General features: G+C 69.4%; 10 protein-coding genes and 1 tRNA gene. All 11 read right to left on the reverse strand.

From position 1 onward, the window contains the following. Positions 1-114: 114 nt before the first annotated feature. Positions 115-1320, reverse strand: a complete 1206-nt coding sequence (locus tag BUR99_RS05020) for a HupE/UreJ family protein (RefSeq protein ID WP_074259183.1) — start codon at positions 1318-1320, stop codon at positions 115-117. Between the two features lie 160 nt (positions 1321-1480). Next, positions 1481-1553, reverse strand: a tRNA-Asn gene (locus BUR99_RS05025). A 91-nt stretch (positions 1554-1644) separates the two neighbouring features. Further along, positions 1645-2661, reverse strand: coding sequence for a D-isomer specific 2-hydroxyacid dehydrogenase family protein (locus BUR99_RS05030; RefSeq protein WP_084183599.1), 1017 nt, complete (start codon positions 2659-2661; stop codon positions 1645-1647). After that, on the reverse strand, positions 2658-3515 hold the full coding sequence (locus BUR99_RS05035) for an ATP-binding cassette domain-containing protein (protein ID WP_074259184.1): 858 nt from the start codon (positions 3513-3515) through the stop codon (positions 2658-2660). The genes BUR99_RS05030 and BUR99_RS05035 overlap by 4 nt, the downstream gene beginning before the upstream one ends. After that, positions 3515-5203 (reverse strand): ABC transporter ATP-binding protein, encoded by a 1689-nt coding sequence (locus tag BUR99_RS05040; protein WP_074259185.1) that lies wholly within the window; start codon positions 5201-5203, stop codon positions 3515-3517. The genes BUR99_RS05035 and BUR99_RS05040 overlap by 1 nt, the downstream gene beginning before the upstream one ends. Further along, complete coding sequence (locus BUR99_RS05045) at positions 5200-6273, reverse strand: ABC transporter permease (protein WP_074259186.1); 1074 nt, start codon at positions 6271-6273, stop codon at positions 5200-5202. The genes BUR99_RS05040 and BUR99_RS05045 overlap by 4 nt, the downstream gene beginning before the upstream one ends. Before the next feature lies 1 nt (position 6274). Then, positions 6275-7366 (reverse strand): ABC transporter permease, encoded by a 1092-nt coding sequence (locus BUR99_RS05050; RefSeq protein ID WP_074259187.1) that lies wholly within the window; start codon positions 7364-7366, stop codon positions 6275-6277. Positions 7367-7463: 97 nt separating this feature from the next. Beyond that, on the reverse strand, positions 7464-9095 hold the full coding sequence (locus tag BUR99_RS05055) for an ABC transporter substrate-binding protein (protein WP_074259188.1): 1632 nt from the start codon (positions 9093-9095) through the stop codon (positions 7464-7466). Between the two features lie 190 nt (positions 9096-9285). Next, positions 9286-11160, reverse strand: a complete 1875-nt coding sequence (dnaG, locus tag BUR99_RS05060; protein ID WP_074259189.1) for a DNA primase — start codon at positions 11158-11160, stop codon at positions 9286-9288. Positions 11161-11211: 51 nt separating this feature from the next. Further along, positions 11212-12468, reverse strand: coding sequence for a deoxyguanosinetriphosphate triphosphohydrolase (locus tag BUR99_RS05065; protein WP_074259190.1), 1257 nt, complete (start codon positions 12466-12468; stop codon positions 11212-11214). Between the two features lie 2 nt (positions 12469-12470). Beyond that, positions 12471-13628: a tRNA dihydrouridine synthase DusB gene (dusB, locus tag BUR99_RS05070; protein ID WP_074259191.1), complete on the reverse strand. Its 1158-nt coding sequence runs from the start codon at positions 13626-13628 to the stop codon at positions 12471-12473. Positions 13629-13637 lie beyond the last annotated feature (9 nt).

A 13637-nucleotide genomic window follows, 5' to 3' on the forward strand; every position in this document is an offset into this window, starting at 1 on the left:
CGCTGAAGGCCCGTGCTGACTGAGTGTTCGTCAGGAGTTCACCGGCGCAGAACCGGCTCTCTCCGCCGCACCGCGCCGTGCCGCGATCGGGGCGCACTCTGGACCGCAAGAGGGTCACTCGATGCCGAGCAGGCGCTGCACGAACCACACGAGACCCGTGACGGCGACCCCTGCCGCGACGATGGCGCTGCCGACGATCGAACCCGTCGCCGCCTGACGGCGCCACAGCATGAGCAGCGGGAACAGCACGACGATGATCCCGACCTGCACCGCTTCGATGCCCAGGTTGAACACCAGCAAGGACCAGAGGAGCGGCCACGAGAACGGTTCGTCGATACCGAGCGCACCGGCGAACCCGAGTCCGTGCATGAGGCCGAAACCGAACACCACGGCGAGCCTGGCCCAGTCGGCGGTGTCGAGGTTCCTCCAGCCCGACTGCACGACGAGTGACGCAGCCCGATCGCGACGTGCACGCCAGAGGTACCACGACGCGACCACGGCGATCGACAGCGCGATGACCGGCTCGACGATCGCCCCGGGAACCGAGATGACGCCGAGCGCTGCACACGTGAACGTCACCGAATGAGCGATCGTGAACGCCGTCGCGGCGAACACCACGTCCCGAAGCCGCCGCGATCCGACGATGAGTGCGAGCAGGAAGAGCAGATGATCGATGCCGTACAGCAGGTGCTCGGCGCCCAGGACGAAGTAGTGCGAGAAGCGCTCGAGCATCGGCTGTTCCGTGTCGAACTCGGGTGCCTCTCGATTCAGCGTCGCGGTGCTCGTGCGCCCATCGAGTCGGTACTCGACGATCGTGACGGCGCTCCGCACGAACTGTTCCTCGTCCGGGAACAGGGTGCTGCGGAACTCGTGCGTGGCAGCCGGCTCGCACGCGAAGTCGAGCGTGAGGAGCGCGTAGGGAACGTCATGCCGTTCGATCATCCCGAACGCGCCGACCTGCGCGGGTTCGCAGGCTCGCCCGTCAGCACTCACCTCGAAACGGTCGGTCACATAGCCGACGATGGCGTCGGCATGCGCGTCGAGAACCGTGGGCGCCTCCCCCGCCTCCAACGCTGCCGTCCCCTCCTCGACGAGCTGCGGCACGTCTTCGCTCTCCGCCACCGAAGCGACGAGCAGGTCGTACTCGAGACCGATCTCCGTGCGAACCGCGGCGGTGCCCGATGGGGTCGCATCGACGTAGACGACCGTGGAGAATCCGTGCGCCGCGCCCGAGGCCGCGGGCACGACGGCGGCCACGACGACGAGCACCAGCGCGAAGACCGGGAGGAGGGCACGTCGAATAGCGAGAGGGATGGGCATCAGGCTCCTTCGTAGAACGCAGATGCTCCAACAATCGGGTGAACGGAATCTGGCCGGACGAGGAACGCACGCCTGCGGAGCCCGTCGGCGCGGCGATGACGGCTCAGCATCGCCCGACAACAGAAAAGCCCCGCATTCACATGGAATGCGGGGCTTGTCGCTCCCCCACTTGGACTCGAACCAAGAACCTACCGGTTAACAGCCGATTGCTCTGCCAATTGAGCTATGGAGGATCGCTTGTTCAGCGATGGATACTCTAGCAAAAGGTTCGCCCGAGTCCCAATCCGAGGCGGCCTCGACAATGCCGAGCCCGACGACACCGGATCAGTAGCCCGCGACGGGATCGATCCTGCCCTCGAAGCCCCCGTCGCCGAGGAACGCGCGCACGTTCTGCGAGATGCGCTCGGCGAAGAGCGGCACCGTCATCTCCTCGGTGTCGGCGACGTGCGGCGTCACGATGCAGTTCGGCGCCTGCCAGAGCGGATGTCCCGCGGGCAGCGGTTCGGGATCGGTGACATCGAGCCCGGCTCCCCCGAGGTGGCCCGACTCCAGGGCATCGACGAGCGCGTCGGTGTCGACGAGACCGCCGCGCGCCACGTTGACGAGCACGGCGCCACGAGGCATCCGCTGCAGCTCTGCCGCGCCGATCAGGCCGCGGGAGTCGCCGGTGAGGGCTGCTGCGAGCACGACGACGTCGGCGCCGTCGAGCGCCTCGCCGAGTCGTGCCGTCGGGAGCGTGAGATCAGCCCCGACCACGGGCTCCGCGCTGCGTCGTACGACCGTCACGCGCGCCCCGAACGGCGCGAGCAGGCGCAGGAGTTCGACGGCGATGCCGCCGGCGCCCACGATCACGACATTCGCGCCGTAGAGCGTGCGGCCGAGTTCGTCGACCTGCCACGACGTCGCCCGCACACGCCTCGGGAGCTCGCGCAGCACTGCGAGCACGAGCATGAGCGCGTGCTCGGCGACGGGCTGCGCATACGCGCCCTTCGCGCTCGTCCAGACCCGACCGTCGCCCGCGGCGCGCTCGATGAGCCCGGCGAACGCGTCGACGCCGGCCCACGGCAGCTGCAGCCAGCCGATCGCGGGATGCTCGTCGAGCACCCGGGCGAGATCGTCGCTTCCGGATGCCGCGGTCCACACGAGTCCGCGCGTCGCCGCGGTCAGCGGGGCGACGACTCCCCCGGCCCGCTCGACCGCGTCGACGAATGCCGGCCCGGCGTCGGGCAGGATCGCCACCGGCCCCGCCTCGACCGGAGTCGAGGCGGCATGACGACCGTCGGCGGCGCCGAGCACGACGTGGTGCCGTGCGCGCGTTACGGATGCCGCGGCATCCGTCATACCGAAGGACCCAGATCGAGGTCGTCGATCACGGCATGTCCGGCGTCGAGCGCACCGGCCAGGGCCTTCACGTACGGGTGCTTCGGGTCGTCGAGCACCTCATCGATCGTGCCGATGGCGACGAGCCGGCCCCGGTCGAGCACCGCGACGCGCTCGGCGGTGCTTCGCAGCACGGGCAGGTCGTGGCTGATGATGACTGCCGAGAAGGTGTGCTCGTGCCGGAGCTCGCCGATCAGCTGCGCCACGACGTCGCGCACCGTGAGATCGATGCCGGCCGTGGGTTCGTCGGCGATGAGCACCGCCGGACCCAGCACGAGCGCGCGGGCCAGCGCGACCCGCTGCCGTTGGCCGCCCGAGAGCTCGTACGGGTACAGGTCGAGCTTGCCGAGCGAGAGCCGCACCCCGTCGAGCATCGTGGCGACCCGGGTCGCCAGCGCACGCGCGTTGTACCGGTGGTCGCGCTCGAGGATCGGCTCGCCGATGATCTCGGCCACGGTGCGGTCGGCGGGCAGTGTCGACGCGGCGTCCTGCGGGAGGTAGCCGACGTGGAACTGGTACTCGGGCACCTTGCGCTTCGGGATGCGGCGGAGCGACTGCCCGAGCACAGTGACGTCGCCGCCGGTGATGAGCGGCCGGCCGTCGGCCGCACGCGTGTCGAACGCGACGCCCGAGAGCAGCTTGGCGAGGGTGCTCTTGCCGCTGCCGGCGCTGCCGAGCAGCCCGAGCACCTCCCCCGGCGCGACGGTGAGGCTCAGCCCGTGCAGCGCGACGTGCGCGGGACTCGGACCCCTCGCCGGATACTCGACCGACAGGTCGTCGAACACGATCGGGTAGCCGTGGGCGGCGCCACGCATCACACTGCCTCCCGGAGCCGGCGAAGCTCTTCGCGGCGCTCGGCCTGGGCGACCGGATCGGGAACCGGCAGCGACGCGAGCAGTCGTTGCGTGTACGGGTCGCGCGGTGCGCCGAGCACCTCGGCACCCGTGCCCTCCTCGACCAGCGAGCCGCGGTAGAGCACGGCGATGCGATCGGCGAGGATGTCGACGACGGCGAGGTCGTGGCTGATGAAGAGCGAGGCGAAGCCGAACTCGCGCTGCAGCTCGGCGAAGAGCTCGAGCACGCGGGCCTGCACCGAGACGTCGAGCGCCGAGGTGGGCTCGTCTGCGATCAGGAGTTCGGGCTCGAGCGCGAGCGCGCGGGCGAGGCTCGCGCGCTGGCGCTGTCCGCCCGAGAGCTCATGCGGATAGCGGTCGCCGTAGGCCTTCGGCAGCTGCACCGCCTCGAGCAGTTCGTCGACCCGCTTGCGCGCCGCGGCCGGGTTCGATGCCCTGCCGTGGATCACGAGGGGCTCGGCGACGCACTCGGCGATCGTCAGCAGCGGGTTGAAGCTCGACGCGGGGTCTTGGAAGACGAAGCCGATGCGGCTGCGAAGGGGCCGGAACTCGCGCTCGCGCACCCCGTTCATCTCGTGACCGAGCACGCGCAGCGAACCGCCCGTGACCTTCGTCAGCCCCGCGATCGCACGGCCGATGGTGGTCTTGCCCGAGCCCGACTCCCCCACGAGCCCGAGCACTTCGCCCGGACGGATCACGAAGTCGACACCGCCGACGGCCTGGAATCCTGGCTTCCCGAAGCGGCCCGGGTAGACGATCTCGAGACCGGATGCCTCGACGACTGGCGTCTGCTCCACCCAGTCGGCCGGTCGCTTCGCCGCGCGTTCGATGGCGCTCGCCGTGCCGGTGCCGACGTACGGCACCGCGGCGAGCAGTGCCTTCGTGTACTCGGCCTGGGGCGAGGCGAAGAGCGTCTTGGCGTCGGCCTCTTCGACCACCTTGCCCTGGTACATCACGGCCACGCGGTCGGCGAGGTCGGCGACGACGCCCATGTTGTGCGTGATGAGCACGATGCCCATGCCGAACTCGTCGCGGCAACGGCGGAGCAGATCAAGGATCTCGGCCTGCACCGTCACGTCGAGCGCCGTGGTCGGCTCGTCGGCGACGATGAGCCCGGGGTCGAGCACGAGGGCCATGGCGATGACGATGCGCTGCTTCTGGCCTCCCGAGAACTGGTGCGGGTAGTGATCGACGCGGTGCTCGGGGTCGGGGATGCCGACCCGACCGAGGATCTCGATCGCCTTCGCCCGCGCGTCCTTCGCCGAGATCGACGAGTGGGCGCGGAGGCCTTCGATGATCTGCCAGCCGACGGTGTACACGGGATTCAGGGCGCTCGAGGGCTCCTGGAACACCATCGCGACATCCGTGCCCCTGACGGCACGCAGCTGCTTCTTCGAGAGCGACACGACGTCGCTCTCGGCGGTGCCGGCCTTGTTCGAGAGGATGACGGCGCCGCTCGCGGTGGCCGTATCGGGCAGCAGGCCGAGGATCGTCTTCGCGGTGACGGTCTTGCCCGACCCCGACTCGCCGACGATCGCGAGGACCTCGCCGCGCTCGACCTTCAGCGAGACGTCGTCGACGGCCTTGACGGCGCCGGCGTCGGTGGCGAACGAGACGCCGAGCCGCTCGATGTTGACGACCGTGCTCATGAGCGGACCTCGATTCCGTGTTCGTCGAATGATTCGCCGTCTTCGAGACCCGCGAGCCCTCCGGGACCCGCGATCAGCGTGCCGCCGGGAACGACCGAGGTCTCGGCGACCTCGCCGGATGCCTGCGCGACGCGCCGACGGCCGCGCAGGCGCGGGTCGGCGAGGTCGTTCAGGCTCTCGCCGACGAGCGTGATGCCGAGCACCACGAGCACGATCGCGAGGCCCGGGTAGAGCGCCGTCCACCAGATGCCGCTCGAGACGTCGGAGAGCGCCTTGTTGAGGTCGTAGCCCCACTCCGCCGCCGCCGTCGGCTCGATGCCGAAGCCGAGGAAGCCGAGGCCCGCGAGGGTCAGGATTGCCTCGGACGCGTTCAGCGTGAAGATCAGCGGCAGGGTGCGGGTGGCGTTGCGCAGCACGTGGCGGAACATGACCCGGCCGTTCGAGGCGCCGAGCACCTTGGCCGACTCGACGTACGCCTCGGCCTTGATGCGCACCGTCTCGGCGCGGATCACCCGGAAGTACTGCGGGATGAACACGACCGTGATCGAGATCGCCGCGGCGAAGACGCCGCCCCACAGGTTCGACTGGCCGCCCGAGATGACGATCGCCATGACGATCGCGAGCAGCAGCGATGGGAAGGCGTAGATCGCGTCGCACACCACGACGAGCACGCGGTCGAGCCAACCGCCGAAGTAGCCGGAGACGAGGCCGAGCAGCACGCCCGCGAAGAGCGACAGGATCACCGCGATGACGATGACGTACAGGGCGGTCTGCGCGCCCCACAGCACGCGCGAGAGCACGTCGTAGCCGCCGACCGTCGTGCCGAAGAGGTGTTCGGCCGACGGCGGCTGCTGGCTGCCGAAGGGACCCTCGAGGTCGCGCAACTGCGCGAAGCCGAACGGGGCGATGAGCGGCGCGAAGATCGCGACGAGCACGAAGAGGCCGGTGAGCACGAGGCCCACGACGAGCATGCCGCGCTGGAGGCCGACGCTCTGGCGCACCTGGTGCACGACGGGAAGACGGTCGCGCAGGCGCCGCTTCGGCGGCTGGATGACGGTGTCGGTCGACATGTCAGTACCTCACCCTCGGGTCGATGAGCGCCGCGATGATGTCGACGATGAAGTTGGTGAGCGCCACGATCACGGCGAGCAGGGCGACGATGCCCTGCACCGCGACGAAGTCGCGTGCCTGGAGGTACTCGGAGAGCATGAACCCGAGGCCCTTCCACTCGAAGGTCGTCTCGGTCAGCACTGCGCCGCCGAGGAGCAGCGCGATCTGCAGGCCGATGACCGTGATGATCGGGATGAGCGCGGGGCGGTACGCGTGCTTGCGCACGAGCCGGTACTCGCTCACGCCGCGTGAACGCGCGGCGTCGACGTAGTCGGTCGAGAGCGTGCCGATGACGTTGGTGCGCACGAGCCGGAGGAACACCCCGGCGGTGAGCAGGCCGAGCGCGATGGCGGGCAGCACCGCGTGCGCGAGCACGTCGCCGAGCACCGCCGGGTTCCCCGTCATGATCGCGTCGATCGTGTAGAGGCCCGTCTTGTTCGGCAACAGCTCCATCTGGAGCTGCGCACTGACCGAAGCTCGGCCGGCGACCGGCAGCCAGCCGAGCCACACCGAGAAGATGAGCTTCAGCAGCAGGCCGGAGAAGAAGACCGGAGTGGCGTAGCAGAGGATGGCGAACACGCGCAGCGAAGCATCCTGGCCCTTGTCGCGGAAGTACGCGGCGATCAGACCGAACGGGATGCCCACGACGAAGGCCACGAGGAGCGCGTAGAACGCGAGCTCGAGGGTGGCGGCGCCGTAGGTGACGAGGATCTCGGTGACCGGGCGGTTGTCGGTCAGCGTCGTGCCGAAGTTGCCGGTCGCGATCTGTCCGAGGTACTCGAGGTACTGCACGATGATCGGGCGGTCGTAGCCGGCGGCGTGGATGCGCTCGGCGAGCTGGTCGGCCGGGAGCTGGCCGCCGAGCTTCGCGGTGATCGGGTCACCCGTCGAGCGCATGAGCACGAAGACGAGGGTGACGAGGATGAACACCGTCGGGATGATGAGGAGGGCCCGCACGATGATGTAGCGGCCGAGGCCACCACCGGAGGACTTCGGTGGTCTCCGTTTTGCGGGGGACGCGCTACTGGCGGGCGCCGTCGTCGTTGAGGTCAATGTTCGCCAATCGGGTGAGGCTCGAATGCGGATGGCCCGCTCCGGAGAGCGGGCCATCCGTTCCTTGCGTAGAAGTGACTCTAGCCGTTCAGCCGGCTCAGCCCTTCGACAGCGCTGCGTAGCGGAACTTGAACGAAGCGTCGAGCGTCTCGTCGGCGCCCTCCACGTCGGTGCCCGTCACGGCGACCTGAGCGCCCTGCAGGTACGGCACGGTCGACAGGTCGGCCGCCACCTTCTCCTGGATCGCCTCGATGTCGGCGGTGCGGGTTGCGGGGTCGGGCTCGGAGGCCTGCTTGATGATCAGGTCGTTGACCTCCTGGTTCACGTAGTGGTTCCCGAGGAAGTTCTCGATCAGGAAGAACGGCGTGACGTAGTTGTCGGCGTCCGAGTAGTCGGGGAACCAACCCAGCTGGTAGGCCGGGTACACGTCGGACGTGCGGTCTTCGGAGTACTGCACCCACTCGGTGGTCTGCAGGTTGACCGTGAACAGGCCCGTCGACTCGAGCTGGTCCTTGATGAGCGCGTACTCGTCGGCCGACGAGGGGCCGTAGTGGTCGTTCGAGTACTGCAGGTTCAGCTCGACCGGCGTGGTCACGCCCGCAGCCGTGAGACGCTCGGCGGCCTTGTCGGCGTCGGGCGCACCCTGGCCGTCGCCGTACATCTCGACGAGCGGCTCGACCGCACCCGCGATGCCGGCAGGCACGTAGGAGTACAGCGGCGTGTAGGTGCCCTTGTAGACCTGGTCGGCCAGCTCATCGCGGTCGATGAGATCGGCGACGGCCTGGCGCACTGCGAGTGCCTTGGCCGGGTCGGCCTCGGGCGTCTTCGCGCCGTACGGCTGCGTGTCGAAGTTGAAGACGATGTAGCGGATCTCGCCGCCGGGACCCTCGACCACGTTGACCTTGTCGTTGCCCTTGAGGTCGTCGATGTCGGTCGCGGAGAGGCTGCGGTAGGCGACGTCGATGCCGCCCTCCTGCACGTCGAGCTTCAGGTTCGACGACTCGGCGTAGTACTTCAGGTTGACCGTGTCGGTCTTCGCCTCGGCGAGGAGGCCCTTGTACTCGGGGTTCTTCTTGAACGAGATGAGCGTGTTGAAGTCGTAGCTCGTGATCGTGTACGGGCCCGCGAACGCGTTCGCCGCGACGATGTCGTCGTCGGGGGTGAGCGCGTCGGCCGCGAAGACCTCGTCGTCGACGATGGCGCCCGGGAAGCTCGTGAGGATGAGCGGGAAGACCTGGTCGTTCTCGGCCTTGAGGTGGAAGACGACCGTGGTGTCGTCGACGACCTCGGTGCTGTCGAGGTTGTACAGCAGGCTCGAGGCGCCGTTGGGGTCGGCGATCGCGACCTGACGGTCGAACGAGAACTTCACGTCGTCGGCGGTGAGGTCGTTGCCGTTCGCCCACTTCAGGCCCGCGGGAAGCTTGACCGTGTACTCGGTCGGCGAGGTGAACTCGGCCGACTCGGCGAGGTCGGGCACGACGTCGGTGCTCTGGTAGTCGGTGTTCAGCAGGTACGGGAAGACCTGCGTCTGCACGGCGAGCGAGCCGTTGTCATACGAGCCGGCCGGGTCGAGCGTGGTCACCTTGTCGGTCGTGCCGATGGTGATCGAGCTGCCGGAGGCGTCGTCGCCCGGTTGGCCGGCCGCGCAGCCGGCGAGAGCGAGGGCTGCGGCCGAAAGACCGGCCACTGCGACGAGGCCGCGCCGCCCGTTCTTGGATGCGGATGTCATATCCGTCTACCTCTTCCTGTCAGGACTGAATCGCGCTGCGCTGCGCGCAGACGCGTTTTCGTATCCCCAAGACGTAGCACACGGCCTCGGAACGGTGCTTGGAGCGACGGCTCCACGGCAGAATGTTTACCGATCTGCAACATTGGACGCAACGGATGCGCGTCGGCGGGCCTCTTCGTGCGGATGGCCCTCAGTCGGCCCTGAGGGCCCGACGCTCGGTCTCGATCTCGACGAGGGCGCGCTGCAGTGCCGCGAACGCGGCGACATCGCTGCGGTCGGTGCGCTGCAGGCGCCCGAGCAGCTCGGACTTCTGGCGCAGCAGTTCGCGATCGACGAGAGCGCCCACCACGCCCTGCACGTAGACGGTGAGCTCGGTCTCGTTGCGATGGGGCATCGGTGCGACGGCAAGCTGCTGCACGAGGCTGGCGAACGGCGCCGGCACCTCGGCGATGACGCGGTCGACGCGCACCTGCGGGTCGGCGGAGGCGAGCACCGAGGCGATGCCGTCGCGGATCACCGTGAGCGAGGGATTGCCGAACCGGCAGTCGACCGCGTGCCGGAGCAGGTCGGCGCCGACGGTGTCGGGGTGCTGCACCATCGCCTGGAGGGCATCGCGCTCGAGACGGGTCGCGGGGTCGTTCGGCAGCTGCGTGATCGAGAACGGGCGCTCAGGGGCATCCGCCGCCTCGCTTGCGCCTGAGGCGCCGGATGCCGCGGACTGGCCGCCGCCCGACTCCCCCGACTTCGGTCGGCTCGCCGCAGACCGCACCGCGCGCGTGACCTCGCCGAGCTCGACGCCCAGCATGCGGGCGAGCTCTCGGGTGTACCCGGGCCGCAGCGCGGGGTCGCGGATGTCGGCGACGACGGGCGCCGCCGCCCGCAGCGCGGCCACCCGGCCCTCGACCGTCTCGAGGTCGTACTGGGCCAGCGTGTGCTTGATGACGAACTCGAACATCGGCGTGCGCGACTCGATGAGGGTTCGCACCGCGCCATCGCCGCGGGCGAGGCGCAGGTCGCAGGGGTCGAGCCCGTCTGGGGCGACGGCCACGAACGTCTGGGCGGCGAAGCGCTGCTCTTCGCCGAAGGCGCGGATCGCCGCCTGCTGGCCGGCCGCATCGCCGTCGAACGTGAAGACGACCTCGCCGACGCCCGAGGCATCGCCGAGCACGCGGCGCAGCACCTTGATGTGGTCGACGCCGAACGAGGTGCCGCACGTCGCGATCGCCGTCGTGACTCCGGCGAGGTGGCATGCCATGACGTCGGTGTAGCCCTCGACCACCACGACACGGTGCGTCTTCGAGATGTCGCGCTTGGCCAGATCGAGCCCGTAGAGCACCTGCGACTTGTGGTAGATCGCGGTCTCGGGGGTGTTCAGGTACTTGGGACCCTTGTCGTCGTCGAGCAGGCGCCGTGCACCGAAACCGACGGTCTGGCCGGTGACGTCGCGGATCGGCCAGACGAGCCGGCCGCGGAAGCGGTCGTAGACGCCTCGGTCGCCTTGGGAGACGAGACCCGACGCCGACAGCTCCTCGGTCGTGAACCCGCGCCCCTTGAGGTGATCGGTCAGGGCGTCCCAGCTCTTCGGCGCGAAGCCGACCCCGAACCGCCGAGCGGCCTCGGCGTCGAAGCCGCGCTCGCCGAGGAACCGTCGGCCGACCTCGGCATCGGGGGCGCTGAGGCGCTCGACGAAGAACTCGGAGGCCGCCTGGTTCGCGGCCAGGAGCCGTGCGCGGTTGCCGTGGTCGGAGGCCTGACCGCCGTCTTCGTAGTGCAGCTCGAAGCCGATACGGCCGGCGAGCCGCTCGACCGCCTCGGTGAACGAGACGTGGTCCATGCGCTGCAGGAACGTGTAGGCGTCACCCGACTCGCCGCAGCCGAAGCAGTGGTAGTAGCCGAGACCCGGCCGCACGTGGAAGCTCGGGCTGCGCTCGTCGTGGAAGGGGCAGAGGCCCTTCATCGAACCCACGCCGGCCGACTTCAGGCTGACGTGCTCGCCCACGATGTCGGCGATGTTCGTGCGGGCCTTCACCTCATCGACATCGCTCTGTCGAATTCGGCCCGCCATGGCTCTCATCCTAGTTCGCCGCGGGGCGTCGACGGCCGAAGGCTCGATTCGTCACTGCTGCACGAGGCGCTCGTACCAGGCGAGGGCAGACTGGTCGGTGAGGCTCGCGACCTGGTCGACGACGACCCGCTTGCGCGCGGCGTCGTCACCCGCAGCACGCCAGTCTTCGGCGAACCCGGCATCGAGGTGCTGCTCGCCTCCCGCGAGGAGCACGTCGGCGAGCGACGTCAGCACCTCGCGCTGCTGGTGGTAGATCGGCTGGCGCGTGTTCTTCGACATGACGTATGCCGCCACGATGCCCTTCAGCACCGCGATCTCGGCCTGGATCTCGCGGGGCACGATGACGTCGGCGTCGAACCTGATGAGGCTCGCGAGCGGGAACGCCGATCGGGTCGCCGTGGTCGCGGCGTGCGCGAACCGGCCGATGAGCTGGCTCGTGAGGTTCTTCAGACGGCCCTGGTCGAAGCGGCTGCCGTTCCACGTGTCGAGCCAGCCGTCGAGGGAATCGAGTCGATCGAACGCGGCGATGAGCTCGTCGTGGGTGATCGAACCGCCGACCCACTCGTACATCGACGTGACGAGGCTCTCGTGGTCGACCCGGGCGCCGAGCGCTGCGACGTCGATGTAGCCGTTGACGATCGCGTCTTCGAAGTCGTGCACCGAGTAGGCGATGTCGTCGCTGAGGTCCATGACCTGCGCCTCGATGCAGAGCCGGCGCTCGGGGGCGCCGGCGCGGAGCCAGCGGAACACCTCGGTGTCGCTCTGGTAGAAGCCGAACTTGGCGCGGCCGGATGGGTCGGCGACGCTCGTCGCCTCGGGCCACGGGTACTTGCAGCTCGCGTCGAGACTCGCACGGGTGAGGTTGAGCCCGTAGCTTCGGCCATCGGGCCCGAAGACCTTGGGCTCGAGCCGGGTGAGCAGCCGCAGCGTCTGCGCGTTGCCCTCGAAGCCGCCGATGTCGGCCGCCCACGTGTTGAGCGCCTTCTCGCCGTTGTGACCGAAGGGCGGGTGCCCGAGGTCGTGCGCGAGGCAGGCCGTGTCGACGACGTCGGGGTCGAGCCCGAGACTCGAGGCGAGCTCGCGGCCGACCTGCGCGACCTCGAGCGAGTGCGTGAGGCGATTGCGGGCGAAGTCGAGGCCCGCCGTGGGGCTCAGCACCTGCGTCTTCGCCGCGAGGCGGCGGAGCGCACTCGAGTGCAGCAGCCGCGCCCGGTCACGAGCGAAGTCGCTGCGCCGCGAGGAGTGCTCTTCGGGGAGCCAGCGTTCGGTGTCGGTGGCCCCGTAGCCGCCGAAGAGTGGTTCGCGCATGCTCAGCCGCCGCTCGTGTCGAGTTCGGCGTCCACGAGGGTGACACGGTCGTGGCCGGCGAGCTCCTGCGAGTCGAGCCAGCCGTCGGGCAGAGCGGGCTTCTTCGGGGTGCCGGCGCGGCCGCGCGGACCCTCGGCGCCCTCGCCCGGGTAGGGCATCGACCAGTCGAGCGTGCCGAGCAGCTCGTCGAGCTGCACGAGCGACTCCACCGTCGCGAGACGCGCACGGAGGTCGCCGCCGACTGGATAGCCCTTGAAGTACCAGGCGACGTGCTTGCGGATGTCGCGGCACCCTCGCTCTTCGCTGTCGAAGAACTCGGTGAGGAGCTCGGCGTGCCGGCGGAACGTCTGCGCCACCTGCCCGAGCGACGGGTGGAAACTCGCCGACTCGCCGCGGAACGCCGCGGCGAGGTCGCCGAAGAGCCACGGGCGGCCGAGGCATCCGCGCCCGACGACGACGCCGTCGCACCCGGTCTCGGCGACCATGCGGAGGGCGTCGTCGGCCGACCAGATGTCGCCGTTGCCGAGCACCGGCACGCTCGTCACCGTCTCTTTGAGCCGCCCGATGGCCGACCAGTCGGCCTGGCCCGAGTAGAACTCGGAGGCGGTGCGCGCGTGCAGCGCGACCGCGGCGACGCCCGCGCCCTCGGCGATGCGACCGGCCTCGAGGTAGGTGAGGTGGTCGGCGTCGATGCCCTTGCGCATCTTGATGGTGAGCGGGATGTCGCCGGCTGCGCGCACCGCACCCTCGACGATGTCGCGGAAGAGCCCGCTCTTCCACGGCAGTGCTGCACCGCCGCCCTTGCGGGTGACCTTCGGCACGGGGCATCCGAAGTTCAGGTCGATGTGATCGGCCCGGTCTTCGGCGACGAGCATGGTGACCGCCTCTGAGACGGTCTTCGGATCGACGCCGTAGAGCTGAATGGAGCGCGGCGTCTCGGACTCGTGGTGCGTGATGAGGCGCATCGACTCGGGCGTGCGCTCGACGAGCGCGCGCGAGGTGATCATCTCGCTGACGTAGAGGCCCGCGCCGAACTCACGGCAGAGGCGACGGAAGGCCGTGTTCGTGATGCCGGCCATGGGGGCGAGCACGACGGGCACGTCGAGTTCGAGCCCGCCGATCGTGAGCGGGCCCGTTGGAAGCGTGGTGGTTGAGGACATCACCGTCGA

It is taken from the genome of Agromyces cerinus subsp. cerinus (assembly GCF_900142065.1).
Taxonomy (GTDB): Bacteria; Actinomycetota; Actinomycetes; order Actinomycetales; family Microbacteriaceae; genus Agromyces; species Agromyces cerinus.

Bases quoted from the DNA above. Each gene is read 5' to 3' on its own strand.
- BUR99_RS05045 (WP_074259186.1), bottom strand. From the start codon at position 6,273: ATGTCGACCGACACCGTCATCCAGCCGCCGAAGCGGCGCCTGCGCGAC.
- BUR99_RS05065 (WP_074259190.1), bottom strand. From the start codon at position 12,468: ATGCGCGAACCACTCTTCGGCGGCTACGGGGCCACCGACACCGAACGC.
- BUR99_RS05020 (WP_074259183.1), bottom strand. From the start codon at position 1,320: ATGCCCATCCCTCTCGCTATTCGACGTGCCCTCCTCCCGGTCTTCGCG.
- BUR99_RS05040 (WP_074259185.1), bottom strand. From the start codon at position 5,203: ATGAGCACGGTCGTCAACATCGAGCGGCTCGGCGTCTCGTTCGCCACC.
- dusB (WP_074259191.1), bottom strand. From the start codon at position 13,628: ATGTCCTCAACCACCACGCTTCCAACGGGCCCGCTCACGATCGGCGGG.
- dnaG (WP_074259189.1), bottom strand. From the start codon at position 11,160: ATGGCGGGCCGAATTCGACAGAGCGATGTCGATGAGGTGAAGGCCCGC.
- BUR99_RS05055 (WP_074259188.1), bottom strand. From the start codon at position 9,095: ATGACATCCGCATCCAAGAACGGGCGGCGCGGCCTCGTCGCAGTGGCC.
- BUR99_RS05035 (WP_074259184.1), bottom strand. From the start codon at position 3,515: ATGCGTGGCGCCGCCCACGGCTACCCGATCGTGTTCGACGACCTGTCG.
- BUR99_RS05030 (WP_084183599.1), bottom strand. From the start codon at position 2,661: ATGACGGATGCCGCGGCATCCGTAACGCGCGCACGGCACCACGTCGTG.